We start from the raw sequence: 26,033 nt of genomic DNA on the forward strand, positions 1-26,033 counted from the left end.
ATGAATCAGCCCGCCACCAAAGTCCTGGTCATTGGCTACGTCTGGCCAGAGCCTCGCTCCTCGGCGGCCAGCGGGCACATGATGCAGATTCTGGAGAGTTTCCTGGCCCAAGGCTGGGACATCACCTTCAGCAGCCCGGCGGTCACCGGCGAACACAAGGCCGACCTGCCCGCCCTGGGCATTCGCGAATGCGCGATCGAGTTGAATAACAGCAGTTTCGACGCGTTTATCCAGCAATTGGCTCCGGATATCGTGCTGTTCGACCGTTTCATGATGGAAGAACAGTTCGGCTGGCGCGTGGAAAAATCCTGCCCGAATGCTCTACGGGTGCTGGAAGCATCCGACCTGCAAAGCCTGCGGGACGCCCGCCACCAGCGCCTCAAGGATTTCCTGAAGGCGCACCCCGAAGCTGATGACTTCGACGCGCTGTTCAGCCGGGACCTGGCCGCCGAATTCGATGACATGGCCGATACCGACCTGGCCAAGCGCGAGATCGCTGCGATCTACCGCTGCGACATCAGCCTGATGATCTCCGATGTGGAAATCCAGTTGCTGACCGAACACTTCAAGGTGCCCGCTGCCCTGCTCCACTGGTGCCCGCTGATGCTGGTGCCGCCCACCGAAGCCTTTGCCCCCTTTGAGGACCGTGCCCACTTCCTGAGCATCGGCAATTTCCGCCATGCGCCGAACTGGGATGCGGTGTTGTGGATGAAGAACAGTGTGTGGCCGCTGATCCGCCAGCAACTGCCCGGCGCTCAACTCCACGTGTACGGCGCCTATACGCCACCCAAGGCCACCGCGCTGCACAACCCGGCCCAGGGCTTCCATGTGATGAATTGGGCCGAGGATGCATTGCAGGTCATGAGCGCTGCGCGTATCTGCCTGGCGCCACTGCGCTTTGGTGCCGGGATCAAGGGCAAGCTGGCCGACGCGATGCTCTGCGGCACACCCAGCGTTACCACACCGATTGGCGCCGAAGCCATGGGCGAACCGTGGCCCGGCGTGGTCGAACACAGCGCCGGTGCACTGGCGGCTGCGGCGGTTGCGCTGTATCAAGACCCGCCACGCTGGACCCAGGCCCAGGAAGATGGCCGGCAGTTACTGGCCCGCCGTTACGCCCACGACCTCCACGGCCCGGCCCTGGTGGAGCGCCTGGAGCAGTGCCGCCGCCAGTTGGCCGAGCACCGTCGGAACAATTTCACCGGCAGCATGCTGCGCCACCACCTGCACAAAAGTACCCAGTACATGGCGCAGTGGATCGAGGCGAAAAACCGTACGCTGTAGACACAGACGCTGGCGAGGTGGCGCGCAAGGGGGCATTATCCTTTTCGCAACCACAATAAAGCGACTGCAGCATGACCCGAGCAGCGAGAATCACCGATCCTTCCTACGAGCTGATGGACGATCACAACGGTCTGTCCATCATCTATCGCCAACACGGCTTCCCGTGCCCGTTGGTGCGCTGGCATTTCCACAAGGAATACGAGCTGCACCTGATCGTTGCCAGCTCCGGCAAGGTGTTTATCGGCGACTACATCGGCAACTTCTACCCGGAAAGCCTGTTCCTCACCGGCCCCAACCTGCCCCATAACTGGATCAGCCAGGTGGCCGAGGACGAAGTGGTGCCCAAGCGCGACATGCTGGTGAACTTCACCGACGAGCTGTTCGACGGCGGCAGCCATGTCTTTGCCGAGCTCAAGACCCTGGCGCCACTGCTGGAACGGGCGCAATACGGCATCGAATTTCGCTGCAAGAAAACCATCGCCCAGGCCATGACCCTGATGCAGCGCATCGAGGACGCCCAGGGCATGGCGCGCCTGGGGCACTTCTTTATCCTGATGGAAGTGCTGAGTGCCTGCGAGGACTACCATCTGCTCTCCGGCGTGACCACGCCGCAATTGGCGGACGAACACAGCATCGACCGCACCAACCGCGCGGTGGACTACATTTTTGCCCACTACGCGCGGGAGCTGTCCCTGGAAGAGGTGGCCGAATACCTCGGCATGAAACCCACCTATTTCTCCCGCGTGTTCAAACAAGCCACCGGCCGCACCTTCATCGAATTCGTCAACCGCCTGCGTATCAGCAAGTCCTGCGAGCTGCTGGCCGATGGTGACAAGGCCGTGACCGATGTGTGCTTCGAGTCAGGCTTCAACAACATCTCCAACTTCAACCGCCGCTTCCAGCAGCTCAAGGGCATGACCCCCTCGCACTACCGGCGCCTGGCGGTGCAGCGGTTAACCGAGCAGAACCTGGCCTGAAAACGCGCGTTCCTGTGGGAACCCGCTTGTGTGGGAGCGGGCTTGCTCGCGAATGCAGTGTGTCAGGCAGCGCAAATGTCGGCTGATTCACCGCCTTCGCGAGCAAGCCCGCTCCCACATTTGCATCGCGCTCACGCAGGAAGGCGATCGCTCCCAGCGAATCGTTTCAGCAATTTTCCGCTGCAGTGCAAAAAAGTATCAGTAAAAGTGCTCCCAAGGATTTGTCAGCACGTCAATTGAAGGCTGTAATCAACGCACACTCTTCCAGCTGTCGTGGAAGACACAACAACAATAACTGTCCTTCTGCAGCCCCTGGGCGCAGAAATGGAGTGCGCGATGAAGTTCACAGCCAAAGCTCTGCTTGCCTGCACCTGCATGACCCTCAGCGCCGTCAGTCTTGGCGCGCAAACCCTGACCATTGCCACCGTCAACAACAGCGACATGATCCGCATGCAAAAGCTCTCGAAAACCTTCGAGACCGAGCATCCGGAGATCAAGCTGAACTGGGTGGTACTCGAAGAAAACGTCCTGCGCCAACGCCTCACCACCGACATCGCCACCCAGGGCGGACAGTTCGACGTGTTGACCATCGGCATGTACGAAGCTGCACTCTGGGGCGCCAAAGGCTGGCTGGAACCGATGAAGGACCTGCCTGCTTCCTACGACCTGGACGACGTTTTCCCTTCCGTGCGTGACGGCCTTTCCGTCAAGGGCTCGCTGTACGCCCTGCCGTTCTACGCCGAAAGCTCCATCACCTACTATCGCACCGACCTGTTCAAGGACGCCGGGCTGACCATGCCCGAGCACCCGACCTGGACCCAGATTGGCGAATTCGCCGCCAAACTCACCAACAAGGAAAAGGAACAGTACGGCCTGTGCCTGCGCGGCAAAGCCGGTTGGGGCGAGAACATGGCGCTGATCACCACCCTGGCCAACGGCTACGGTGCACGCTGGTTCGATGAGAAGTGGCAACCGGAATTCAACGGGCCAGAGTGGAAAGACGCACTGAACTTCTACGTCGACAACATGAAGAAATCCGGCCCGCCGGGCGCTTCCAGCAACGGTTTCAACGAAAACCTGGCGCTGTTCAACAGCGGCAAGTGTGCGATCTGGGTCGACGCCAGCGTCGCCGGCTCGTTCGTGACCGACAAGACCCAAAGCAAAGTGGCTGACCACGTCGGCTTCACCTTTGCCCCGCACGAGAAGACCGACAAAGGTACTTCGTGGCTGTACTCCTGGTCCCTGGGGATTCCAACCAGTTCCAAAGCCAAGGACGCTGCCAAGGTGTTCACCACCTGGGCCACTTCCAAGGAATACAGCCAGTTGGTCGCCAAGACCGACGGGATTGCCAACGTACCGCCAGGTACCCGCAAATCGACCTACAGCGACGAATACATGAAGGCCGCGCCGTTTGCCAAGGTGACGCTGGAATCGCTGAAAGTCGCCGACCCGAAAGACCCGTCGGCCAAGCCGGTGCCGTATGTGGGCATCCAGCTGGTGACCATTCCTGAATTCCAGGCGATTGGTACCCAGGTCGGCAAGTTCTTCTCCAGCGCACTGACCGGTGGCTCCACTGCCGAAAAAGCCCTGGCGGATGCACAGACCTTCACCGAACGCGAAATGAAGCGGGCCGGTTATCCCAAGTAAAGCGGTCTCACCACACTGAATGTGGGAACCCGCTTTATGTAGGAGCCGGGCTTGCCCGCGATGCAGACAACTCGGTCTGTCAGTTTCACCGAGGCGCTCTCATCGCAGGCAAGCCAGCTCCCACATTTGACCGCACTCCGACCCGCATTCCGCATGTACCTGACTGGTCCTGATCACCATGAATACCACCACTGCCCAAGTGCAAACCGCTACGCCGGACAAGCCGCGTAAAAGCCGCCTGATCAACCCCGGCTGGTTCCTCGTCAGCCCCTCGGTGGCCTTGTTGCTGCTGTGGATGATCGTGCCGCTGGGCATGACCCTGTACTTCTCGCTGATTCGCTACAACCTGCTCTACCCCGGCGAAAACCAATTCGTGGGGCTGGAGAACTTCACCTACTTCATCACCGACTCGGGCTTCCTGCCCGGCGCCACCAACACCCTGTTGCTGGTGGGCAGCGTCTTGCTGATCAGCGTGGTGTTTGGCGTATTGATCAGCGCGCTGCTGGAAGCCAGCGAGTTCTTCGGTCGCGGCCTGGTGCGGGTGTTGCTGATTTCACCGTTCTTCATCATGCCCACCGTCGGTGCGCTGATCTGGAAGAACCTGATTTTCCATCCGGTGTCGGGGATCCTCGCCTACGTGTGGAAGCTGTTCGGCGCCCAGCCGGTGGACTGGCTGGCCCATTACCCGTTGCTGTCGATCATTATCATCGTGTCCTGGCAGTGGCTGCCCTTCGCGATCCTGCTGCTGATGACCGCCATGCAGTCCCTCGACCAGGAACAGAAGGAAGCCGCCCGCCTCGACGGTGCCGGCGCCATCGCGATCTTCTGGCACCTGACCCTGCCGCACCTGGCACGTCCGATTGCCGTGGTGGTGATGATCGAAACGATCTTCCTGCTCTCGGTGTTCGCCGAAATCTTCACCACCACCAACGGTGGCCCCGGCTACGCCTCGACCAACCTCGCCTACCTGATCTACAACCAGGCGCTGGTGCAGTTCGACGTGGGCATGGCCTCGGCCGGCGGCTTGATTGCCGTGGTCATCGCCAATATCGCGGCGATCATCCTGGTGCGGATGATCGGCAAAAACCTGACTGACAAGCCTTGAGGGCCGCGCCATGACGCTTCAACAATCCCGCCGCCTGCAAAGCGTGCTGCTCGGCACCCTGGCCTGGGCCATCGCGATCCTGATTTTCTTCCCGATCTTCTGGATGGTGCTGACCAGCTTCAAGACCGAAATCGACGCGTTCGCCACGCCGCCGCAGTTCATCTTCACGCCGACGCTGGAGAATTACCTGCACATCAACGAGCGCAGCAACTACTTCAGCTACGCCTGGAACTCGGTGCTGATTTCCTTCAGCGCCACCGCCCTGTGCCTGCTGATCTCGGTCCCGGCCGCCTACTCCATGGCGTTCTACGAGACCAAGCGCACCAAGGGCACGCTGCTGTGGATGCTCTCCACCAAGATGTTGCCGCCGGTGGGCGTACTGATGCCGATCTACCTGCTGGCCAAGAGCTTCGGCCTGCTGGATACGCGCATTGCGCTGATCATCATCTACACCCTGATCAACCTGCCGATCGTGGTCTGGATGGTTTACACCTACTTCAAGGACATCCCCAAGGACATCCTCGAAGCCGCCCGCCTGGACGGCGCCACCCTGTGGCAGGAAATGGTCCGGGTGCTGCTGCCGATCGCCAAGGGCGGCCTGGCTTCCACGGTGCTGCTGTCGCTGATCCTGTGCTGGAACGAGGCGTTCTGGTCGCTGAACCTGACCTCGTCCAACGCCGCGCCGCTCACCGCGTTGATCGCCTCCTACTCCAGCCCCGAAGGCTTGTTCTGGGCCAAATTATCTGCCGTGTCGACCCTGGCCTGTGCGCCGATCCTGATCTTTGGCTGGATCAGCCAGAAACAGCTGGTCCGCGGTTTGTCCTTCGGCGCCGTGAAGTAACGGCTCCTTCAAAAATATTTAGAAGCGGAGGCCCATCATGGCCAACCTGAAAATCAAGAATCTGCAAAAAGGCTTCGAAGGCTTCTCCATCATCAAGGGCATCGACCTTGAGGTGAACGACAAGGAATTCGTGGTGTTCGTCGGCCCGTCGGGCTGCGGCAAATCCACCCTGCTGCGCTTGATTGCCGGCCTTGAAGAAGTCACCGAAGGCACCATCGAGCTGGATGGCCGCGACATCACCGAGGTCACCCCGGCCAAGCGCGACCTGGCAATGGTGTTCCAGACCTACGCCCTGTACCCGCACATGAGCGTGCGCAAGAACATGTCGTTTGCCCTGGACCTGGCCGGCGTCGACAAGAAGATTGTCGAGAGCAAGGTCAACGAAGCAGCACGTATCCTGGAGCTGGGCCCTTTGCTTGAGCGCAAGCCAAAGCAGTTGTCCGGCGGCCAGCGCCAGCGTGTCGCCATTGGCCGTGCGATTGTGCGTAACCCGAAGATCTTCCTGTTCGACGAACCCCTGTCCAACCTCGATGCCGCCCTGCGGGTGCAGATGCGCCTGGAGCTGTCGCGCCTGCATAAAGAGCTGCAAGCCACGATGATCTACGTGACCCACGACCAGGTCGAAGCCATGACCCTGGCCGACAAGGTTGTCGTACTCAACAGCGGCCGCGTGGAACAGGTGGGCTCGCCGCTGGAGCTGTATCACCAGCCGGCCAACCTGTTTGTCGCAGGCTTTTTGGGCACGCCGAAAATGGGTTTCCTCAAGGGCAAGGTCACTCGCGTTGACCCACAGAGCTGCGAAGTCGAACTGGACGCCGGCGGCCGCATCAGCCTGCCCCTGAGCAGCGCGAGCTTGAGCGTCGGCAGCGCCGTGACCCTGGGCATTCGCCCGGAGCACCTGGAAATCGCCGCGCCGGGGCAAGCCACCCTGACCGTCACCGCCGACGTCGGCGAGCGCCTCGGCAGCGACACCTTCTGCCACGTGATTACCGCCAGCAAGGAGCCGTTGACCCTGCGGATCCGTGGCGACATGGCCAGCCAGTATGGCGAGACCCTGCAGCTGTACCTGGACCCGACCCAATGCCATCTGTTCGACGCTGAGGGTGTTGCCGTGGCCCGCCCACTGCGCGCCGCCGCCTGATTTCGCGAGAATTTCCCGATGAAACTGAACAAGCAAAACCTCACGCAACTGGCGCCCGAAGTGCAACTGCCGGCCTATGCGATTGCCAATACCAGCCAGGGCATCGCGCACATCGGCGTTGGCGGGTTCCACCGCGCCCACCAGGCGTATTACACCGATGCCTTGATGAATACCGGCACAGGCCTGGACTGGAGCATTTGTGGTGTGGGCCTGCGCAGCGAGGACCGCAAGGCGCGGGACGACCTGGCCGGCCAGGACTACCTGTTCACCCTGTATGAACTGGGCGACACCGACGACACCGAAGTGCGCGTGATCGGCTCCATCAGCGACATGCTGCTGGCCGAAGACGGCGCCCAGGCGTTGATCGACAAGCTGGCCAGCCCGCAGATTCGCATCGTCTCGCTGACCATCACCGAAGGCGGCTACTGCATCGACGACAGCAACGGCGAGTTCATGGCCCACCTGCCGCAGATCCAGCATGACCTGGCCAACCCGGGCTCGCCGAAAACCGTGTTCGGGTTTATCTGCGCGGCGTTGACCCAGCGCCGGGCGGCCGGGGTGCCGGCGTTTACCGTGATGTCCTGCGATAACCTGCCCCACAACGGCGCCGTGACCCGCAAGGCGTTGCTGGCCTTCGCCGCGCTGCATGACGCCGACCTGCACGAGTGGATCAAGGCCAACGTGAGCTTCCCGAATGCGATGGTCGACCGCATCACGCCAATGACCAGTACCGCGCACCGCCTGCAATTGCATGACGATCACGGCATCGACGACGCCTGGCCGGTGGTCTGCGAGCCGTTTGTGCAATGGGTGCTGGAAGACAAGTTCGTCAACGGCCGCCCGGCGTGGGAGACGGTGGGCGTGCAGTTCACCGACGACGTGACACCGTATGAAGAGATGAAGATCGGCCTGCTCAACGGCAGCCACCTGGCATTGACGTACCTGGGCTTCCTGAAGGGCTATCGCTTCGTCCACGAGACCATGAACGACCCGTTGTTCGTGGCCTACATGCGCGCCTACATGGACCTGGACGTCACGCCCAACCTGGCGCCGGTACCGGGTATCGACCTGACCGAATACAAGCAGACCCTGGTGGACCGCTTTTCCAACCAGGCGATTGCCGACCAGCTGGAGCGCGTGTGTTCCGATGGTTCGTCGAAGTTTCCCAAGTTCACCGTACCGACCATCAACCGCCTGATTGCCGATGGTCGCGAGACCGAGCGTGCTGCGCTGGTGGTGGCGGCCTGGGCGTTGTACTTGAAAGGCGTGGATGAGAATGGGGTGATCTACCGCATTCCAGACCCTCGCGCCGAGTTTTGCCAGGGGCTGGTGACGGAAGATGCGTTGATCAGCAAGCGGCTGCTGGGGGTGGAAGAGATTTTTGGTACGGCTATTCCCAACTCGCCCGAGTTTGTGGCAGCGTTTGAGCGGTGTTTCGAGAGCCTGCAGGATGTGGGTGTGAGCAAAACGCTGGAGCGGCTGCTCGGCAATCTCAACTGACGGAACCGAATCAAAGTGTGGGAGCGGGCTTGCTCGCGAAAGCGGTGGATCAGTCAGTATTTGCATTAACTGACACACCCTATTCGCGAGCAAGCCCGCTCCCACATTGACCGAGTTCTCCATAACAATGTGCTGAGCGACCTACCATGACCCAGCAAAACCTCTACCTCGGCATCGACTGCGGCACCCAGGGCACCAAGGCCATCGTGCTGGACGCCAGCAGCGGCAAAGTCCTGGGCCTGGGCGCCGCCAGCCACACGCTGATCAGCGGTGCCAACGGCCGCCGCGAACAGCACACCCAGGAGTGGCTGGACGCGTTTACCGAAGCCACTCACCGCGCCTTGCAACAGGCCGGGGTGGACGGCCAGGACATCCTCGCCATCGGCGTTTCCGGCCAGCAACACGGCCTGGTGTTGCTGGATGACCAAGGCCAGGTGCTGCGCCCCGCCAAACTGTGGTGCGACACCGAAACCGCGCCCGAAAATGATCGCCTGCTGCAACACCTGGGCGGTGAAAGCGGCTCCCTGGAACGCCTCGGTGTAGCCATCGCGCCGGGCTACACCGTGTCCAAACTGCTGTGGACCCGCGAACAGCACCCGGAGGTGTTCGCGCGCATCGCGCATATCCTGCTGCCCCACGACTACCTCAACTACTGGCTCACCGGCCGCGCCTGCGCCGAATACGGCGATGCCTCCGGCACCGGTTATTTCAACGTGCGCACCCGTGAATGGGACTTGGCACTGTTGCGCCACATCGATCCCGACGGGCGCCTGGAAGCTGCGCTGCCCGAGTTGATCGAGGCCAACCAGCCAGTGGGCACCATCCTGCCAGCCATCGCCGAGCGCCTGGGAATCAACCCGAACGCCCGGGTGTCCAGCGGCGGCGGCGACAACATGATGGGCGCCATCGGCACCGGCAATATCGCCCCCGGCGTGATCACCATGAGCCTGGGCTCATCCGGTACCGTGTACGCCTTTGCCGATCAGGCCAATGTCAGCCCGCAGGCGTCGGTGGCGACTTTCTGTTCATCCAGCGGCGGCTGGCTGCCGTTGATCTGCACCATGAACCTGACCAACGCCACCGGGGTCATCCGCGAGCTGTTCGACCTGGATCTGGCGGCGTTCAACGGGTTGGTGGCCCAGGCACCGATCGGCGCCGACGGCGTGAGCATGCTGCCGTTCCTCAATGGCGAGCGGGTGCCCGCCCTGCCCCACGCCACCGGCAGCCTGCACGGCCTGACGATGACCAATCTGACCCGCGCCAACCTGTGCCGCGCCGTGGTCGAAGGCACTACCTTCGGCTTGCGCTATGGCCTGGACCTGCTGCGCCAGACCGGCCTGCAAAGCCAGAGCATCCGCCTGATCGGTGGCGGCTCGAAAAGCCCGGTGTGGCGGCAGATGGTCGCGGATATCATGAACACCGAAGTGGTCTGCACCGAACAAAGCGAAGCCGCAGCCCTGGGCGCGGCAATCCAGGCCGCGTGGTGCCAGTCCGGTGAAAGCCTGGCGCAGTTGTGCCAGCGCTGCGTGAGCGTCGACGCAGCCAGCCGCACACTGCCGGATGCCGGCAGCGTCAGCGCCTACCAGCAGGCTTATGAGCGTTATCAACAGCACGTGGCATCCCTTTAAGAGCGAACGAATATGTATTTGGTATGTGGCGAAGCGCTGTTTGATTTTTTCAGCGAGGACGATGCCAGCGGCAAGGCATCCAGGGTCAATTACAAGGCGATTGCCGGCGGCTCGCCGTTCAACGTCGCGGTAGGCTTGCGTCGACTGGGAATCGACGCGGGCTTTTTCGCCGGGATCTCCGACGACTACCTGGGCCGACGCCTGTTGCAGGTGCTCAAGGACGAAGGCGTGGGCGAGGATTACCTCGTGGAATTCTCAGCGCCCACCACCCTGGCAATGGTCGCCGTGGGCGCCAATGGCTCACCGCAATACAGCTTTCGCGGTGAAGGTTGCGCCGACCGCCAGTTGCAACTTGAGCATCTACCGGCGTTGGGCGACGAAGTGCGTGGCGTACACATCGGCTCGTTCTCACTGGTGGTGCAGCCGATTGCCGACACGTTGCTGGCCCTGGTACGCCGGGAAAGCGGCAAGCGCCTGATCAGCCTCGACCCCAACGTACGCCTGAACCCGGAGCCGAACATCGAGCTGTGGCGCGCCCGCGTGGCCGAGCTGGTCAAGCATGCCGACCTGATCAAGGTCAGTGACGAAGACCTGCACCTGCTCTACCCCGGCCAGGCTCCGGAAAGCATTCTGCAAGGCTGGTTGCAACACCGTTGCCAACTGGTGTTCCTGACCCGTGGCGGCGACGGCGCGACGGTGTTCAGCCGCCAGCACGGCAGTTGGTCGGCGCCGGCGGCCAAGGTCGTCATGGCGGACACGGTAGGGGCTGGCGATACGTTCCAAGCCGCGTTGATTGCCTGGCTGACCGAGCAGCAACTGGACTCGGTAGAGGGCCTGCAACGGCTGACCCGCGAGCAGATCAGCAGCATGCTCACCTTCGCCATCCGCGCTGCCGCACTCACCTGCAGCAAGACCGGGCCGGACCTGCCCTACCGCCAGCAATTGAACTAGCCCAGCCTGCCCCCGCGCGCTGCGGGGGCAACTCATTTACTCCTTTCTCCTTTCCTCCACAACCTGTCAACTTTGACAGTTGTCAGTCGTGGTTTTCGGGTCAAGACTCCGGTTACGCCTCAATCTCAAGGAAGTGGCGCCAACATCATTGTGTTGCCGGGAGATTTTATGAAAAACATCAAGATTGGCTTGTTCGTAGGGATAGTGTTGGCCACGTCGGTTGCTCGCGCAACGCCACTGGATACCACGACAGACCTGGAGTCTATTGCATGGGAACATGTGTCCTTTGTGTCTATAGCACCCTATGCCCCATTGAAAACTTTGAGCCCAGAAAAGAGCGCCACTCAACCCGGATTCCCTACGGGTTTCTGTAACGGCACCTCGGCAAATGGGATCAGTTGCCGCACGGGAGCGGGAAAAGCTGTCGGACATACACGCATAGGGGTCAATTTGCACTATTGAAGTGGCCAGCATGAGCCGGATACTTGGTTTGCGCAGCACGGGATCGTGTTGGCCACGTTGGTTCCAGGCGCAACGCCCGTCGACACAAAGGCAATTCTGGAAGATGTGAGGAGACCCAGTTGGACAGCTATACGCTGGAGGGTTTCAGCGGTAATGCGCAGGTACGCATGAGCTGGTAGGCTCACGCTTCCCTAGCGCGGGTAACCGCCCGGGCAACGATGGCGCCCACCACCGCCCCCACTATCGGTGCCGCCCAGAATAGCCACAACTGCATCAGGTATTCCCCGCCGGCAAACAATGCTGGCCCGGTGCTGCGCGCCGGGTTGACCGAGGTGTTGGTGACGGGGATGGCCACCAGGTGAATCAGCGTCAGGGTCAGGCCAATGGCAATCGGCGCAAACCCGACAGCCGAACCCGGGCCGGTGACACGCATGATGATGAACACAAAAAAGAACGTCCCCACCGCCTCGACCACCAACGCGGCCAGCAGGCTGTAATGCCCGGGGCTCAATTGGCCATAGCCGTTGGCGGCGAAAGCGCCCACTTCAAACCCCGGACGACCACTGGCGATCAGCGCCAACACGGCGGCGGCGACAATCGCACCGGCGACTTGGGCAATGATGTACGGCACCACGTCAACGCCCGGCATCCGGCGCCCCACCCATAGGCCGATGGTCACCGCCGGGTTGAAGTGTGCACCAGAAATACTGCCCACCGCGTAGGCCATCGTCAGCACCGTCAAGCCAAAGGCCAGGGCGACACCGGCGAAGCCGATCCCGAGTTCCGGAAACGCCGCGGCCAGTATCGCGCTGCCGCACCCGCAGAAGGTCAACCAGAACGTCCCAAGAAACTCTGCTGCGATTTTCTTTTGCAAACCAACTCCACCCAATGCCAACGCCATCCGATTGATGGGCCTGGCGGCGACGGTAGCAAAAGCGATTAACTTGGCTGTATCAGACTTGTCCGGTAAACCGGTGAGCCTTTTTCTATGGCAGCGTTGCAACGACTGCATCGTCGGTGCCCGTGCTGTCTTCAGCACCGCCTGCCACATAAGTGCCGTTTGGGGATATCGCCGTCAGACCGCTTTCCTGACCGCCGCCGAACTGTGGAATGGCCACGGTTCCCGTCGCAGAAGTCCAGGTGGCGGCCTGGTGATGCTCGCCGGCATTTTCGCTGGTCAGTGCCACGACGTCGTTATCACTCAAATCCACGAAGCCTATATGTGTGCCGCCTGCCAACGGCGGAATCAACTGAGTGCTGCCCGACGAAGGCGTCCAGAAGGCCAACAGATGATGGCCATTGCTGTCCTGGTACGACACAACGGCATGCCCGTTATTGTTCAACCGCAAACCGGTGATTCGAGATGCCCCCGATACACCGCTGATGCTGCTCAACTGAACCGGCGTGGCGCTTGGATTGGGCCAGTAGACGGCTTGGGGCACATCCGGCGCCGAGAAGTGGCAAGTGCCCAGCAACTGCACTGCATTGTTTACGCTGCTTACGCTGCAGCCCGTGCTACCGGCAGGTGTGGTCAAGGGCGTCGTGACCAAGGTGCCCAGTAGCCCGGTTTTCTGCACGACTTTGGCGACGGTGTTGCCAGACGCAGGATTCGGGCAGTCGAGCGCAACGGTGGGCACACCGTTTATAGGCGTGTTGTTGATGTCGGCGGGAAAGCAGTTGTCGTGCAGGGCGGACACTTGAAGCGGGGCTGTACTCCCGGAAAACCACAACACTGCCGTTGCGTCACCGGTACCGCTTAAGCTCGCCCCGGCCAATACATCGCTCTGGTTGAAGGCACTAATGACAGTGCGCGCCTCAGGCAGTAATCCAGTGCCCAATACCGAGACGGCTTGCAACGCCACCGGCGCAGCGCCCGGCGTAGCGCTGTTCCAGATGACGGCGGTGGCTCGATTGTCTGCCATTTTGCATGAGCCCGCTATTTGTCCGTTATTGTCTATAGCCACGGCGGTGCAGCCTTGGCCACTCACCAATGGCGGTAGCGGAACTTCAGTGCCTGCCGTGGACGCGACCCACGCCACGGATGGCCCCGAAGTAGTGCCCGGGGTACAGGTACCCACCACAACGCCCGAGTTGTTGACCGCCAAGGAAACACATTGCTTCCCGGCAGCCGTGCCTTCACCGACGAATGTTGCTGCGCTGACAGCGCCTGTATAGGCAGTTGCACCCGCCATCGCGAGAACCAGCGTGCGGTTGATCAAATTGTTCATGGCTATTCTTTCCTTGGAGGCCAGTTTGATGGCCGGCGGGTGAGACGTTTCAAGCGCCGGGGCAACCTAGTTATGGCACAGTTCCCAGGACAGACAACTGTCAGAGTTGACAGGTTGTGAGGTGATAAAAAAAGGCGTAATAGATGCTTCCCTCACGCAGCCCACGCCCCCATGAAGATGAAGCTTTTGTCAGTAAAGCCTCACTTAATCGATGGTTAATCCCCCGGGAAGACAGTTGATTCGACCGCACTCGCACGGCTCCAACCGTTGCCCAGGGCGGCCGCGGCTCATCACGTTGTTGAGCCTGCGAACGACTTGCGGAGAAACACCATGAAACTGCGTACGTTAATGCTCGGTGCTGCACTGGCCCTGACGGCTGTAACGGGGATGGCGCAGGCTGACACCGCACCCGTCGTCACGCCTTATCACTACGGCGAGAAGATGGATGTGCAGAAGGTGCTTGCCATGCATGAAACCGATACCAATGAATGCAAGGTGATCAAGGCCGATATCAAGTTCGTGGACAGTCAAGGGAAAGTCCAGGACGTGGGCTATCGCAAACTGTCGGAAGCCTGTGATTTCCAGAATTGAACCGATCGGCTTTTTTGTAGGAGCGAGCTTGCTCGCGAAAGACTCCAGCGAAACGCGGGCATCCTGAATGTACGCGGGCCTTGCGTTCTTCGCGAGCAAGCTCGCTCCTACAGGGGTATCCTTGAGCGCTCGTTACGGCTGAAAGGATTCGCCATGCAAGTGCACTTCCGTCCCCTCGCTACCTTCACTGCCCTGCTGTGCTTTGCCCTCGCGCTGATCTGGGGTTTGCGCCCGGACCTGCTCCTGTGGGTGTGGAGTGTTGAATACTCCAGTGCCACCGGCCTGGTCGCCCGACGCAACGCCGCGCTGTTCCTGGCCATTGGCATCATGTTTTACCGCGCCCGCCATTCCCCACCTGATGCGACACGGCATGCCATGACCTCCGGCTTTGCGATCGGCTGTTTTGTGCTGGCGATGTTGGGGATCAGCGAATGGATCAGCGGCCATGCGGGCCCGGGGATTTTGCTGGCGGTGATCACGGAAACGGCGTTGGGCCTGGCGTTTCTCCAGGCCCGCAAGTCTTCACTGATTGAAGCTCAACCGTCCGTTTAATAGACGTCCGTTTAATAGAAAGGACGCGCACCGGCTCGTTTGAGGGCCGGGGCATGGGTGTGGGTGTGCTTGAGGTCTTCACGCAACTCGGTAATCAAATTGCAGATCGCCCGACTGCTGTCGAGCTTGTTGGCGCAAATGCCGGTGACCACCAAGTCGACCCGGTCATGGTCGATCTCGTGATAAACCTTCACCGTCAGCGAGGCGTCTGGCGCCTTGGTGACTTCACAGCGCTTAGGCAGAAAACTTCCTTCAATAATGCCGCGTAATTCCAGATCCGAAAGCATGGCCGACCTCTCCTTTTATGAGATTGCCAATCGATTGTTATCAATATTCTTTATTCGTACGGCTGGCGAACGCGGTGACACGCTCGCCGTTTGCGCCTGACCAGCCCTGGCAGACGGCTTTGCTTACCCAGCGTACTAGGCTCGCTCGAAATGCGTTGGATCCTTTCCTCATAAGCGACGACATTACTTATATAAGTTACGTGGCAGACCGCCATCAACCCTCCCGTTTGAGGTATGAACCGTCGTGCTTGTAGCTCATTCAGAGTTGCAACAGGATCTTATAAAGCATTAAACGTGCCGCCATACGCACTGCCCTGCGCCCCAGACAAATCGGGGCTTTCGGACAAAATTACGTGCCGTCGATTCATGCGTCTTGCAATGAGCCTCCCTTGGCATCATGCAAATTGAAAGACCGCTCGCTATAAGTGCCCGCAACAAACTTTTTGACGCCTTCATAACCACTATCCAAACGGATGAATGTAACTAAATTAAACAGTCTTTAGGTTAAACGTTTAACCTGTCTGAGCAGCCACTCGTTCAGCAACATGCCGCAAACTATCGAAGTTGATATTGGCCCCGGAGTTGATCGCCACCCATGTTTGCCCCTGGAGGCCAGTCTTCCCGACATACTTGCGGATACCGGCGACAGCCAGGGCACCTGAAGGCTCAGTGATCGAGCGCGTATCGTCGTAGATCAGCTTGATGGCACTGCACAGTTCGTCATTGCTGACGGTGATCACTTCATCCACATGGTGCCGGCAGATTTCAAAACCATAGGCGCCGATCTGGGCCACGGCCGTGCCATCGGCAAAGCTGTCGACACTCGGCAACACCACCCGGCTCCCAGCGCGCAAGGCTGCCAGCAGGCAACTGGAGCCTTCGGGCTCGACGCCGATGATGCGCACTTCGGGCCGCAGGTATTTCACGTAGGCCGCGATACCGGCGATCAACCCGCCGCCGCCCACCGGAACGAAGATCGCGTCCAGCGGGCCCTGCTGCTGACGCAGCACTTCCATCCCCACTGTGCCCTGCCCGGCAATCACGTCCGGGTCGTCGAACGGCGAAACAAACGTACTGCCGGTGGCCTCGGCCAATTGCAACGCATGGGCCAAGGCGAACGGAAAGCTGGCCCCATGCAACACCGCCTCGCCGCCTCGGGAGCGTACGCCCAACACTTTCAGCTCCGGGGTGCTACACGGCATGACAATCGTCGCCTTGATCCCCAACTCCCGCGCCGCCAATGCCACGCCCTGGGCATGGTTGCCCGCCGACGCGGTGATGACGCCCCGGGCCTTTTGCTCGGCGCTGAGTTGCACCAACTTGTTGTAGGCGCCACGGATCTTGAAGGAAAAGGTCGGTTGCAAGTCTTCGCGCTTGAGCAGGATCTGATTACCCAGCAGCGCCGAAAGCGCCGGCGCTGCCTGCAATGGCGTGCGCACCGCCAGGTCGTAGACCGGGGCGGCCAGGATCTTCTTCACGTAGTGCTCAAGCAATCCCGAATCTTGGGGCTGGCTCGCCGGGCGGGTACTCATGGATGTCTCCTGGGTGTTTACAAGGCCCTGGAGACGGAAAAACAAAACCCGCCTCTAGGGCGGGTTTGGGTGCAGCCGTGTGCTATCCCGCCAAATGAGGAATGGCGGTAATAATGCTTGGCTGGCAACGAAAGGTTTGAAATGTCATGAATCAAAATTAACCGGCGCCATCCGGCAAGTCAATGGCGAAACGCCAGGCTTTACGCGAAGCATACGAAACGTATACGCTTTGTATATCAACCCTGCACAGTGAAGCTTATGGGCATCGTCAAGATCACCGACCAATTGCACGAACAACTCCGTCTGGCCAGCGCCACCATGGACCGTTCCATCAACGCCCAGGCCGAGTTCTGGATCAAGATCGGCCTGCTCGCCGAGCTCAATCCGCACCTGGCCTATAACGACCTGATCAACAAGCTGTTGCTGGACAAACCCGACCTGATCCGGGGGCGCGCGCAATGATCAAGACGGCGGAACAACTCGCGGTGATGCGCGAATCCGGTCGCCTGTTGGCCCAGGTGTTTACCATGCTTGACGGCTTTGTCGCCGCCGGCCAGTCGACCCTGGAGATCGACAGCGCCGTCGAAGCTTTCATCCGCAACGACCTGCAATCGCGGCCGGCGAGCCTGGGCCAGTACGACTACCCCTTCTGCATCAACACCTCGATCAACGAGGTGGTGTGCCATGGCATGCCGAGCGCCAAAGCCGTGCTCAAGGATGGCGACATCGTCAATATCGACATCACCCTGGAAAAAGGCGGTTTCATTGCCGACTCCAGCAAGATGTACATGATCGGCAACGTCGCGCCCAAGGCCCGGCGCCTGGTGGAAATGACGTTTGAGGCCATGTGGGCCGGGATCCGCCAGGTCAAACCCGGCGCGCGCCTGGGGGATATCGGCTACGCCATCCAGAGCCATGCCCAGAACAACGGCTACAGCGTGGTGCGTGAATATTGCGGGCATGGCATTGGCCGCGAGATGCACGAGGACCCACAGGTCCTGCACTTCGGCCGCCCCGGTACCGGGCTCGAACTGCGTGAAGGCATGGTGTTTACCATTGAGCCGATGCTCAACCAGGGCAGCGCCAAGGTGCGCAGCTTGAAGGATGGCTGGACGGTGGTGACGAGGGACAACAGCTTGTCGGCACAGTGGGAACATACCGTGGCGGTGACGCGGGATGGGTTTGAGGTGCTGACGTTGCAGCCGGACGTCTGAATGGCGCACATCCCCTGTGGGAGCGGGCTTGCTCGCGAAAGCGGTGTGACAGTCGCCATCTACAGTGACTGATCCACCGCTTTCGCGAGCAAGCCCGCTCCCACATTTAGACCTCAGTGATATTCAGGATTTTAGTCATACTGCCTTGTCACCACTCCCCGCAATCCGCTTCAACCCCAGCACCATCAACCCCGCCCCGAGTCCCATCGCGGCCATGAACAACGGGTACGAAATCCACCACGGCGTGCCCGCCGTCATCATGCTGAATTCCGACATCCCGCCCACGCTCGCAATCAGGTTCAACGGCAGGAACACCACGTTGATCAGCGTCAGCTTGCGCAGCAGGTTGTTCATGCTGTTGTTCATCAGGTTGCCCCGGGCGTCGATCAGCCCGGAGAACACGTTGGAGTAAATCTCCGCCTGCTTGTAGCACTGGTTGTTCTCGATAATCAGGTCATCGATCAGGCCCAGTGTTTCAGCGCTGAAATGTTCCTTTTCCCCATGGTTGCGCAGGCGCGTCAGCACCGCGCCGTTGCTGTGCAGGGCGTTGATGTAATAGATCAGGCTTTCGCTGAGGTTGAACATCTGCATCAGGTGGCGATTGCTCATCGATGCATTGAACTGCTGCTGCAGTTCCCGGGCGACCATCTTGATCACCTTGAGGTGGCCCAGGTAGTGATGGATGTTGTTGAGCAGCAAGTCCAGCAACACATCCAGCGGCGTGCGCAATGGCCGGCGCGCACCCAGCCCGGAGAGCTGGCTGTCGTCGGTGGCGATCACCAGGAGTTGGTCCCCGGAAAACAACAGGCCGCAGGACGACACTTCAAACACCAGGTTGCCGCCGCCGGAATAGTTCTCCGGGCGCTTCCAGATCAGGAACAGGTTATCGGGGTGGAACTCGATGCGCGACACTTCGTCCGGGTCCAGCGCCGAAGCCAGGGCGTGTTCATCGAGCTTGTAGCAGTCGCGCAGGTACTTGCGCTCGTGGGGGTCAGGATTGCTGAACAGCAAGACATCCCCGCCGTCCCCCAGGCTGTTGTACAACTTGCCATCGGTTAATTCAAAGCGCTGGATCATCGCGCGTCACCACACCTGGCCTTGACGCTTCAACTCCAGGCGTCGCACGAACTCTTCCAGTACCAGGGAATACAAGTCGTCTTGCAGGTAGGCATCTTCGATGCCGGCGTCCATGTTGGGGTTATCGTTGACCTCGATCACCACCACCTTGTCGCCGGACTGCTTGAGGTCGACGCCGTACAGGCCGTCGCCGATCAGGTTGGCGGTTTTTACCGCCAGTTCCACCACCGCCTTGGGGGCTTCGTGAACCGCCAGGGTGCGGCACTCGCCGTTGATGTCCTGGCCGATGGCCTTGTGGTTGTAGATCTGCCAATGCCCCTTGGACATGAAGTACTGGCAGGCAAAGATCGGTTTGCGGTTGAGGACGCCGATGCGCCAGTCGTACTCGGTGTAGAAAAATTCCTGGGCCAGCAGCAACACGGAATGCTCGAACAGTTCGGCGGTGGCGGTCAGCAGCGCTTGCTGGCTTTCGACCTTGATCACGCCGCGGGAGAAACACCCGTCGGGGATCTTCAGCACCAGCGGGAAGCCGAGGCGCTCACCCACCCGTTCGAAATCTTCGGGTCGCTCCTTGTAGAGAATTTCGGTGGCGGGCATGCCCAGTTGATGGCTTTTCAGCAGGTCCGTGAGGTAAACCTTGTTGGTACAGCGCAGGATCGAGGCCGGGTCGTCCATCACCACCAACCCTTCGCTTTCGGCCTTTTTCGCGAAGCGGTAGGTGTGGTTGTCGACGCTGGTGGTCTCGCGGATCAGCAGGGCGTCGTATTCGGCCAGGCGGGCGTAGTCCTTGCGTTCGATCAGTTCCACGTCGATGCCGAGCCCCTTGCCGACCCGGACGAAATTTTCCAGGGCGCGGGCGTTGGACGGCGGCAGTTGTTCCTGCGGGTCGTGCAGGATCGCCAGGTCATAGCGGGCCAGACGGCGGGAGCGCGGTTGACGCCAGATCTTGCGGCTGAAGTTGTCCAGGGCATTCGCGAATTGGTCTTCCTGGTCATCACGCAACTTGTGCAATACGCCAGACTTGATGCCTTCGATGTGCCAGCCGTTATTCTTGCGAAACTCAACTAACAGGATCGGGCAGGGAAACGCTTCAAACAATTGGCGGGCCAGATCCTGCAAGGGTTCAATATTGGTCCGGCCAAAGTAAAGTGTCAGGGTAAAGCCTTCGGTGTTGCTGTAGAGATGATGACTCAAGGCTTTATCGAGGGTTTTATCCAGGTCATCCAGGGCCAGGCCGTACAGGGACTTTTTCGTCAGTTCGCTGATGGTGCGCACCGACGGAATCACCTTGTGGCCACGCGCCTCGGCCAGCAGCGAGCAGTAATAGCCGTGCCCCAGGTACTTGTAGCTGCGGCACAGGTTGATCACCTGCACGCGCTTGCCCGTCTCGTTTTCCCGGGTTTGCTCAAGGTATTCCTGGGCGGTGACGATGTCTTCGCTGGGGAAGTACGAGGCCCAGTCTTCCTTGCGCTCGACAATGATTACGACTTGACTTGCACTCTTGGGAGGGCTGGAAAAATAACCGTTGGAAGTTATTGTCGCCGCCACTGTTTGCTCGGATACTTCACGCCAATGACCTTGTACCGCTGACATATTGATTGATCCGCTTTAGAGAACTAGACCTTTTCTATTAAGCACGATCTTTTAGAGAAGTCCCGTTTCGTTACGCAACTTTTACGGCGGTCACATGGCTCTTTCCTTTCGCGTTGCAACACCCGATGACGTGCCTGCATTGGTGGCATTGGAACAGCACTGTTTCACCACGGACCGGCTCTCCACCCGCAGCTTCCAGTGGATGGTCAGTCGCGCCCACGGGCAACTGCTGGTGGCAGAAAAACACGGCGAATTGCTGGGCTACGCCCTGGTGTTGTTCCACCGTGGCACCTCGCTGGCGCGCCTGTATTCCATCGCCATCGCCGAGTCTTCCCGGGGCCTGGGCCTGGGCAAACAACTGCTGACGCGCATCGAAGCCTGTGCGGTGGAGCATGACTGCGCCTACCTGCGCCTGGAAGTGCGTACCGACAACCCCGGCGCCATCGCCCTGTATGAGCGCAACGGCTACCGGCGCTTTGCCCTGGTCAACGACTACTACGAAGACCACGCCCCTGCCCTGCGCCTGGAGAAACGCATCCTCCAGCACCAGGACGCGCGCGCCTTGAGCGTGCCCTATTACCAGCAAACCACCGACTTCACCTGCGGCGCCGCCAGCCTGCTGATGGCCATGGGTGCCCTGGAACCTGCGCGGGTGGCCCAGCGCCGGGAAGAACTGCAGATCTGGCGCGAGGCAACCACCGTGTTCATGACCGCCGGCCATGGCGGCTGCAGCCCCCAGGGTTTGGCGCTGGCCGCCTGGCGCCGGGGCTTTCGGGTGCGCATGCAGGTCAATGTCAGCGGGCCGTTGTTTCTCGACGGGGTGCGTGATCAGCATAAAAAAGACGTCATGCGTTTGGTGCATGACGCCTTCGAGGAAGAGTTGGCCTTGAGCGACGTTGAGCAAGTGCTCGGCGGCCCGCTGGATTTACCCCAGGTGCTGCGCGAAGGCGGCCAGCCGCTGGTGTTGATCAGCAGCTACCGGCTGACCCGCTCCAAGTCGCCCCACTGGGTAATCGTCACCGACTGCGACGAAGACTTCGTGTACCTGCACGACCCGGACGTGGATCACAGCCAGCACCGCCAGCCCATGGACTGCCAGCATCTGCCGGTCAGCCATGGGGAGTTCGAGCGAATGTGCCGGTTCGGCAATAACAAATTGCGGGCAGCGGTGGTGGTGTTCAGGCGACTTGCTTGATCCCGGCCTTGGCTTCCAGTTCGCGCACCAGCGGTAATACACGCTTGCCGAAGTATTCCACTTCTTCCTGGAAGTGCAGGAAGCCGGCCAGTACCAGGTCCACGCCGACCGCCTTCAAGGCGACGATGCGCTCGGCAATCTGCTGCGGGGTGCCGATCAGGTTGGTCTTGAAGCCGTCGTTGTATTGCACCAGATCCTCGAAGGTCGACTTGGCCCAGTTGCCCTCACCTTCCGGTGATGCCTTGCCCGCCTGTTTCGCCGCATCGCCAAACGCGTTGACGGCTTCCGGGTCGGCCTGTTCGATGATTTGCGCGAGCACGGCGCGGGCTTCTTCCTCGGTGTCGCGGGCGATCACAAACGCATTCACACCGACTTTCACCGAATGGTTATTGGCCGCCGCCTTGGCGCGAATGTCATCGACCTGGGCCTTGATGCCTTCCGGGGTATTGCCGTTGGTGAAGTACCAGTCCGATACCCGTGCCGCCATGTCCCGCGCGGCCCTCGAACTGCCACCCTGGAAGATTTCCGGGTGGGGCTCGCCCAGTGGCTTGGGCTTGAGGCTGTAGTTGTCGAAGCGGTAGAAATCACCCCGGAAGGTGAAGTTGTCCTGGGTCCAGATGCCTTTCAGGGCGCGGATGAATTCCTCGGAGCGGCGATAACGCTCGTCGTGCTCCAGCCAGTGTTCGCCGATGGCCTGGAACTCGCCCTTGAACCAGCCGCTGACGATATTGACGGCAACGCGGCCGTTAGTGAGTTGGTCGATGGTTGCCAGTTGCTTGGCCGCCAGCGCAGGTTGCCAGGGGCCCGGCAGGATTGCCGCGATCACCTTGAGCTTGGTGGTGGCCGCCAGCAACGCATGGCTGAACGCGACCGACTCATGCTGGTATTCGGCGCCATAACCGGCGGTGAAACGAATCTGTGTCAGGGCGTATTCAAAGCCGGCTTCTTCAGCCAACTGCGCCAGCTTGCGGTTGTAGTCGATGCCCCAGTGGGTGCGCTGTTCGATCTTGCTGACCACCAGCCCTCCGCTGACGTTGGGCACCCAGTAGGCAAATTTGACGGCTTGCTGACTCATTGGACTGTACCTCGCGGATTGGCATGTACGAGGTGTGGGGCAGCAACTGTGCCAGTGGGCGTGAGAGGCCCGCACTACCGGCCTTTGAGCGCGGAAACAGGCGAAAAGCAGCCTGCTCCGAGCTGTCATGGATTGCAGCGGTTTGTCGTTTTGCTGTTGCAGGAACAACAGTTGAATCGGCACCCGTCCCGTAAATACGTGCCTTCGCGCCCGGCATGGACCGTGCAATAGCTCACCTATCTCACTGCCCAGGAACCGTCCCCATGACCGAACATCACGTGATCAATCCACTGTCCACCGGCGTCGATTATCACGCCCTGGCCGAACGCTTCCGGCCGATTTTCCAGCGCATCGCCGAGGGTGCCGTAGAGCGCGAACAAACCCGCGCCCTGCCCTACGAGCCGATCCAATGGCTCAAGCAAGCCGGCTTTGGCGCCGTGCGCGTCCCGGTGGAATACGGCGGTGGCGGCGCCTCCCTGCCCCAGCTATTCGAACTGCTGATCGAACTGGCCGAAGCCGACTCCAACGTGCCCCAGGCCCTGCGCGGGCACTTCGCGTTTGCCGAAGACCGCGTGAATGCCGCACCCGGCGCGGCGCGAGACCTCTGGTTCAAACGCTTTGTCGACGGTGAGATCGTGGGCTGCGCCTGGACCGAAATCGGCAGCGTGGCCATCGGCGATGTCGTCACTAAAGTCAGCCCCGACGGCGACAAATGGAAACTCAACGGTGAAAAGTTCTACAGCACCGGCAGCCTGTTTTCCGACTGGATCGACGTCTACGCCCAACGCAGCGACACCGGCGCCGACGTGATTGCGGCCACTCGTACCCAGCAGCCCGGCGTGGTGCAAAGCGACGACTGGGACGGCTTTGGCCAACGCACCACCGGCAGCGGCACCTCGCGTTTTACCGATGCGGTGGTGGAGGCGGAAAACGTCATCGACTTTGCCACGCGCTTCAAATACCAGACTGCGTTCTATCAGTTGGTGCTGCTCGCCACCCTCGCCGGCATCGGCCGCGCGGCCCTCAAGGATGTGGCGCATCAGGTGCGCAGCCGCAAACGGATCTACAGCCATGGCAATGCCGCCCATGTGAGCCAGGACTCGCAGATTCAGCAGGTGGTGGGTGAAGTTGCAGCGCTGGTATATGCGGCCGAAGCCAGCGCATTGAAAGCCGCAGTTCCAGCGCAGCGGGCTTATGTGGCGCGGTTCGGTGGGGACGATGCCGTGGAGCGCGAAGCCAATGTGGCCGCCGAAATCGAATCAGCTACGGCGCAGGTGGTGGTCTCGGAACTGATCCAGCGCGCCACCACTGAACTGTTCAACGCACTGGGGGCTTCGGATGTGCGCCAGGGCAAAGCCCTCGACCGGCACTGGCGCAACGCCCGCACCGTGTCGTCCCACAACCCGGTGATCTACAAGGCGCGGATTGTCGGCGACTGGGTGATCAACCGCACCGAGCCGCCGTTTGTGTGGCAGATCGGCAATGGGCCGGCGCGTTAAAACGCCAGCTTGAAGCCGATCATCACCAGCATGAACGCCAGGCAAGGACGCAATATCCCGTCCGGAACCTTGCCGGCCATGTGGCTGCCGACATAAATCCCCGGCAGCGAGCCCAGCAACAGGAAGCCCAGCAGGGTCCAGTCCATGTTGCCCATGCTGGCGTGGCCGAGGCCGGCGACCAGGGTCAGCGGCACGGCGTGGGCGATTTCGGTACCCACCAGGCGCTTGGTGGCCAGGAACGGGTACAGGATAAACAGCGCCACCGTGCCCAGGGCACCGGCGCCGATGGAGGTCAGGGCCACCATGGTACCGAGGACAGCGCCGGTGATGATGGTCAGCGCATTAAGGTTGCGCGGCGCCATCTTGTAGTCGTCGCCGGCATGCCGCTGGGCAAAGGCCAACAGCTTGTTCTTGAACAGGATCGCCGTGGCCGTCAGCAGCAAGACCACGCCCAGGGACTGCTTGATCACCGCGTTCAAGGCGGCGGGGTCGGTGTCCAGGCTCTTGAGAAACCACAAGGTCAGCAACACGGCGGGCACGCTGCCCAGGGTCAGCCAGCCGGTGATGGTCCAGTCGATGTTGCGATTCTTGCTGTGAACCAGCACCCCGCCGGACTTGGTGATGGCGGCGTACAACAGGTCGGTGCCCACGGCGGTGGCCGGGTTGATGCCGAACCAGAGCAGGATCGGCGTCATCAACGAGCCCCCGCCTACACCGGTCATTCCCACGATAAATCCAACAATCAGGCCAGCAATCGAGAAACCAAAATTACCTACATCCATTACCACTACCTGCGGCCTTATAAAATTCTGGCCGCAGCATAGCGATTTTTCTTATAACTACTTATATCAAAACGATCTGACTTTATGCCTTTCTGGTCAGCCGCTGGCTGCGGTAAGCCTGGGTCTGGTACGGAAACGCAACCGTCTCACGGCCGCGCAAGGCCGGATGCGTGTTGATCAGCGACTGCAACTGCTCAGTCACCTGCGCCTTTTCTGCCGGTGGCAATGCGGCGATAAAGCTCACGGAAAGGAAGCGGTCCATGATCACTTCCTGGGGGCTGCCGACATGGCTGTAGGGGAAGCAGGTCATTTCGGGGGCGGAAAAATACTCGCCGGTAAAGGCCTCGCGCCAACGTCCGGTATGAAAGCGCGGTGTGTCGCCCTCGTAGGGCGTGATGATTTCGGTGATGGCCGCGACCCAGTCCACTGACTCATCCCGCACATTCCAGATCAACCCCAGGCGACCGTCCGGCTTGAGCACCCGGTGAATTTCCGCCAGGGCCGCTTCCGTGGAAAACCAATGGAACGCCTGGGCACACACCAGGGCATCAGCGGTGGCCGACTCCAGGGGGATGGCTTCAGCGGTGCCCGACAGCAGGCGCACCTGGGGCAGCAGTTTGTGCAACTGCGCCCCCATTGCCTCCACCGGCTCCACTGCGATCAACGTCGGCGCCACGGTGCTGAGCAAGCGGGTGAACTTGCCGGTGCCGGCGCCCAGGTCGATGACCGTGGAGTGGGGATTGATCTGCAGGGCGTCGGTGAGCCAACCCGTGAGTTGCCGTGGATAGTCCGGCCGGCCTTGGGCGTAAGTGACGGCCTGAGTAGAGAAACCCTGTTGAGCAGACTTGTGAACACCGGTCATCGTCAATCTC

Annotated in this window: 24 protein-coding genes; 15 read left to right on the forward strand and 9 right to left on the reverse strand. The window is 60.7% G+C overall.

The features are described 5' to 3' along the window. The 9 genes from HX824_RS28725 (at position 1) to HX824_RS28765 (ending at position 11,074) form a co-directional block, all read left to right on the forward strand. Positions 1 to 1,284 carry a glycosyltransferase gene (locus HX824_RS28725; protein ID WP_177055732.1) on the forward strand — a complete coding sequence of 428 codons (1,284 nt, stop codon included), beginning with the start codon at positions 1 to 3 and terminating at the stop codon, positions 1,282 to 1,284. 71 nt (positions 1,285 to 1,355) lie between these two features. Beyond that, positions 1,356 to 2,261, forward strand: a complete 906-nt coding sequence (locus HX824_RS28730) for an AraC family transcriptional regulator (RefSeq protein ID WP_102369166.1) — start codon at positions 1,356 to 1,358, stop codon at positions 2,259 to 2,261. 336 nt (positions 2,262 to 2,597) lie between these two features. Beyond that, complete coding sequence (locus HX824_RS28735) at positions 2,598 to 3,908, forward strand: sugar ABC transporter substrate-binding protein (protein WP_177055733.1); 1,311 nt, start codon at positions 2,598 to 2,600, stop codon at positions 3,906 to 3,908. A gap of 178 nt (positions 3,909 to 4,086) precedes the next feature. Further along, positions 4,087 to 5,013, forward strand: coding sequence for a carbohydrate ABC transporter permease (locus tag HX824_RS28740; protein WP_003215314.1), 927 nt, complete (start codon positions 4,087 to 4,089; stop codon positions 5,011 to 5,013). Positions 5,014 to 5,023: 10 nt separating this feature from the next. Further along, the gene (locus HX824_RS28745) at positions 5,024 to 5,854 is read left to right on the forward strand and encodes a carbohydrate ABC transporter permease (RefSeq protein WP_003215312.1); all 831 of its coding nucleotides are present in this window, start codon (positions 5,024 to 5,026) and stop codon (positions 5,852 to 5,854) included. 37 nt (positions 5,855 to 5,891) lie between these two features. Continuing rightward, on the forward strand, positions 5,892 to 6,995 hold the full coding sequence (locus HX824_RS28750; RefSeq protein WP_102606106.1) for an ABC transporter ATP-binding protein: 1,104 nt from the start codon (positions 5,892 to 5,894) through the stop codon (positions 6,993 to 6,995). A gap of 18 nt (positions 6,996 to 7,013) precedes the next feature. Continuing rightward, entirely contained in the window at positions 7,014 to 8,495 is a 1,482-nt protein-coding gene (locus HX824_RS28755) for a mannitol dehydrogenase family protein (RefSeq protein ID WP_087692688.1), read from the forward strand. Between the two features lie 146 nt (positions 8,496 to 8,641). Beyond that, entirely contained in the window at positions 8,642 to 10,123 is a 1,482-nt protein-coding gene (gene xylB, locus HX824_RS28760) for a xylulokinase (protein WP_003215305.1), read from the forward strand. A 12-nt stretch (positions 10,124 to 10,135) separates the two neighbouring features. Next, positions 10,136 to 11,074: a carbohydrate kinase gene (locus HX824_RS28765; protein WP_177029174.1), complete on the forward strand. Its 939-nt coding sequence runs from the start codon at positions 10,136 to 10,138 to the stop codon at positions 11,072 to 11,074. Positions 11,075 to 11,717: 643 nt separating this feature from the next. On the opposite strand, the gene aqpZ is transcribed toward HX824_RS28765, so the two are convergent. Together aqpZ and HX824_RS28775 are read right to left on the reverse strand one after the other, a co-directional pair. Further along, complete coding sequence (gene aqpZ, locus HX824_RS28770; RefSeq protein WP_008436121.1) at positions 11,718 to 12,410, reverse strand: aquaporin Z; 693 nt, start codon at positions 12,408 to 12,410, stop codon at positions 11,718 to 11,720. 112 nt (positions 12,411 to 12,522) lie between these two features. Further along, positions 12,523 to 13,764 (reverse strand): hypothetical protein, encoded by a 1,242-nt coding sequence (locus HX824_RS28775; RefSeq protein WP_008436119.1) that lies wholly within the window; start codon positions 13,762 to 13,764, stop codon positions 12,523 to 12,525. Between the two features lie 330 nt (positions 13,765 to 14,094). On the opposite strand from HX824_RS28775, the gene HX824_RS28780 reads away from it, so the two are divergent. Next, positions 14,095 to 14,355 carry a DUF2790 domain-containing protein gene (locus HX824_RS28780; protein ID WP_008436118.1) on the forward strand — a complete coding sequence of 87 codons (261 nt, stop codon included), beginning with the start codon at positions 14,095 to 14,097 and terminating at the stop codon, positions 14,353 to 14,355. A gap of 153 nt (positions 14,356 to 14,508) precedes the next feature. Beyond that, the gene (locus tag HX824_RS28785; RefSeq protein WP_102369172.1) at positions 14,509 to 14,907 is read left to right on the forward strand and encodes a hypothetical protein; all 399 of its coding nucleotides are present in this window, start codon (positions 14,509 to 14,511) and stop codon (positions 14,905 to 14,907) included. 11 nt (positions 14,908 to 14,918) lie between these two features. Here the strand turns inward: HX824_RS28785 and HX824_RS28790 are convergent, their stop codons facing one another. Together HX824_RS28790 and ilvA are read right to left on the reverse strand one after the other, a co-directional pair. Then, the gene (locus HX824_RS28790) at positions 14,919 to 15,194 is read right to left on the reverse strand and encodes a DUF1652 domain-containing protein (RefSeq protein WP_063029815.1); all 276 of its coding nucleotides are present in this window, start codon (positions 15,192 to 15,194) and stop codon (positions 14,919 to 14,921) included. Positions 15,195 to 15,706: 512 nt separating this feature from the next. Beyond that, a complete protein-coding gene (ilvA, locus tag HX824_RS28795; RefSeq protein ID WP_102606112.1) occupies positions 15,707 to 16,726 on the reverse strand; it encodes a threonine ammonia-lyase, biosynthetic in 1,020 nt (339 codons plus the stop codon). 258 nt (positions 16,727 to 16,984) lie between these two features. Between ilvA and HX824_RS28800 the strand changes: the two genes are divergently transcribed. Together HX824_RS28800 and map are read left to right on the forward strand one after the other, a co-directional pair. Further along, entirely contained in the window at positions 16,985 to 17,188 is a 204-nt protein-coding gene (locus HX824_RS28800) for a ParD-like family protein (protein WP_017475587.1), read from the forward strand. After that, positions 17,185 to 17,940, forward strand: a complete 756-nt coding sequence (map, locus tag HX824_RS28805) for a type I methionyl aminopeptidase (protein WP_102369174.1) — start codon at positions 17,185 to 17,187, stop codon at positions 17,938 to 17,940. The genes HX824_RS28800 and map overlap by 4 nt, the downstream gene beginning before the upstream one ends. Positions 17,941 to 18,075: 135 nt before the next feature. On the opposite strand, the gene HX824_RS28810 is transcribed toward map, so the two are convergent. Both HX824_RS28810 and HX824_RS28815 read right to left on the reverse strand, forming a co-directional pair. Beyond that, positions 18,076 to 19,017: a magnesium transporter CorA family protein gene (locus HX824_RS28810; RefSeq protein ID WP_008430799.1), complete on the reverse strand. Its 942-nt coding sequence runs from the start codon at positions 19,015 to 19,017 to the stop codon at positions 18,076 to 18,078. Positions 19,018 to 19,023: 6 nt separating this feature from the next. Continuing rightward, positions 19,024 to 20,610, reverse strand: a complete 1,587-nt coding sequence (locus HX824_RS28815) for a RimK family protein (protein ID WP_003215278.1) — start codon at positions 20,608 to 20,610, stop codon at positions 19,024 to 19,026. 94 nt (positions 20,611 to 20,704) lie between these two features. Between HX824_RS28815 and HX824_RS28820 the strand changes: the two genes are divergently transcribed. Next, positions 20,705 to 21,805 carry a GNAT family N-acetyltransferase/peptidase C39 family protein gene (locus HX824_RS28820; protein WP_003215276.1) on the forward strand — a complete coding sequence of 367 codons (1,101 nt, stop codon included), beginning with the start codon at positions 20,705 to 20,707 and terminating at the stop codon, positions 21,803 to 21,805. Here the strand turns inward: HX824_RS28820 and sfnG are convergent. Then, a complete protein-coding gene (gene sfnG / locus HX824_RS28825; RefSeq protein WP_087692696.1) occupies positions 21,789 to 22,880 on the reverse strand; it encodes a dimethylsulfone monooxygenase SfnG in 1,092 nt (363 codons plus the stop codon). The two genes, HX824_RS28820 and sfnG, sit on opposite strands and share 17 nt — an antisense overlap. Positions 22,881 to 23,143: 263 nt before the next feature. Here sfnG and HX824_RS28830 point away from each other — a divergent pair, with 263 nt between their 5' ends. Beyond that, on the forward strand, positions 23,144 to 24,379 hold the full coding sequence (locus tag HX824_RS28830) for an acyl-CoA dehydrogenase family protein (RefSeq protein ID WP_177055735.1): 1,236 nt from the start codon (positions 23,144 to 23,146) through the stop codon (positions 24,377 to 24,379). Here the strand turns inward: HX824_RS28830 and HX824_RS28835 are convergent. Continuing rightward, on the reverse strand, positions 24,376 to 25,161 hold the full coding sequence (locus HX824_RS28835; RefSeq protein ID WP_008430805.1) for a sulfite exporter TauE/SafE family protein: 786 nt from the start codon (positions 25,159 to 25,161) through the stop codon (positions 24,376 to 24,378). The two genes, HX824_RS28830 and HX824_RS28835, sit on opposite strands and share 4 nt — an antisense overlap. A gap of 82 nt (positions 25,162 to 25,243) precedes the next feature. Next, positions 25,244 to 26,023, reverse strand: coding sequence for a class I SAM-dependent methyltransferase (locus HX824_RS28840; protein WP_177055736.1), 780 nt, complete (start codon positions 26,021 to 26,023; stop codon positions 25,244 to 25,246). Between the last annotated feature and the right edge of the window lie 10 nt (positions 26,024 to 26,033).

Source organism: Pseudomonas sp. D4002, from assembly GCF_013385665.1.
GTDB lineage: Bacteria > Pseudomonadota > Gammaproteobacteria > Pseudomonadales > Pseudomonadaceae > Aquipseudomonas.

Coding starts and splice junctions, on each gene's coding strand:
- HX824_RS28725 (WP_177055732.1), top strand. CDS start 1: ATGAATCAGCCCGCCACCAAAGTCCTGGTCATTGGCTACGTCTGGCCA.
- HX824_RS28730 (WP_102369166.1), top strand. CDS start 1,356: ATGACCCGAGCAGCGAGAATCACCGATCCTTCCTACGAGCTGATGGAC.
- HX824_RS28735 (WP_177055733.1), top strand. CDS start 2,598: ATGAAGTTCACAGCCAAAGCTCTGCTTGCCTGCACCTGCATGACCCTC.
- HX824_RS28740 (WP_003215314.1), top strand. CDS start 4,087: ATGAATACCACCACTGCCCAAGTGCAAACCGCTACGCCGGACAAGCCG.
- HX824_RS28745 (WP_003215312.1), top strand. CDS start 5,024: ATGACGCTTCAACAATCCCGCCGCCTGCAAAGCGTGCTGCTCGGCACC.
- HX824_RS28750 (WP_102606106.1), top strand. CDS start 5,892: ATGGCCAACCTGAAAATCAAGAATCTGCAAAAAGGCTTCGAAGGCTTC.
- HX824_RS28755 (WP_087692688.1), top strand. CDS start 7,014: ATGAAACTGAACAAGCAAAACCTCACGCAACTGGCGCCCGAAGTGCAA.
- xylB (WP_003215305.1), top strand. CDS start 8,642: ATGACCCAGCAAAACCTCTACCTCGGCATCGACTGCGGCACCCAGGGC.
- HX824_RS28765 (WP_177029174.1), top strand. CDS start 10,136: ATGTATTTGGTATGTGGCGAAGCGCTGTTTGATTTTTTCAGCGAGGAC.
- HX824_RS28775 (WP_008436119.1), bottom strand. CDS start 13,764: ATGAACAATTTGATCAACCGCACGCTGGTTCTCGCGATGGCGGGTGCA.
- HX824_RS28780 (WP_008436118.1), top strand. CDS start 14,095: ATGAAACTGCGTACGTTAATGCTCGGTGCTGCACTGGCCCTGACGGCT.
- HX824_RS28785 (WP_102369172.1), top strand. CDS start 14,509: ATGCAAGTGCACTTCCGTCCCCTCGCTACCTTCACTGCCCTGCTGTGC.
- HX824_RS28790 (WP_063029815.1), bottom strand. CDS start 15,194: ATGCTTTCGGATCTGGAATTACGCGGCATTATTGAAGGAAGTTTTCTG.
- ilvA (WP_102606112.1), bottom strand. CDS start 16,726: ATGAGTACCCGCCCGGCGAGCCAGCCCCAAGATTCGGGATTGCTTGAG.
- HX824_RS28800 (WP_017475587.1), top strand. CDS start 16,985: ATGGGCATCGTCAAGATCACCGACCAATTGCACGAACAACTCCGTCTG.
- map (WP_102369174.1), top strand. CDS start 17,185: ATGATCAAGACGGCGGAACAACTCGCGGTGATGCGCGAATCCGGTCGC.
- HX824_RS28810 (WP_008430799.1), bottom strand. CDS start 19,017: ATGATCCAGCGCTTTGAATTAACCGATGGCAAGTTGTACAACAGCCTG.
- HX824_RS28815 (WP_003215278.1), bottom strand. CDS start 20,610: ATGTCAGCGGTACAAGGTCATTGGCGTGAAGTATCCGAGCAAACAGTG.
- HX824_RS28820 (WP_003215276.1), top strand. CDS start 20,705: ATGGCTCTTTCCTTTCGCGTTGCAACACCCGATGACGTGCCTGCATTG.
- sfnG (WP_087692696.1), bottom strand. CDS start 22,880: ATGAGTCAGCAAGCCGTCAAATTTGCCTACTGGGTGCCCAACGTCAGC.
- HX824_RS28830 (WP_177055735.1), top strand. CDS start 23,144: ATGACCGAACATCACGTGATCAATCCACTGTCCACCGGCGTCGATTAT.
- HX824_RS28835 (WP_008430805.1), bottom strand. CDS start 25,161: ATGGATGTAGGTAATTTTGGTTTCTCGATTGCTGGCCTGATTGTTGGA.
- HX824_RS28840 (WP_177055736.1), bottom strand. CDS start 26,023: ATGACCGGTGTTCACAAGTCTGCTCAACAGGGTTTCTCTACTCAGGCC.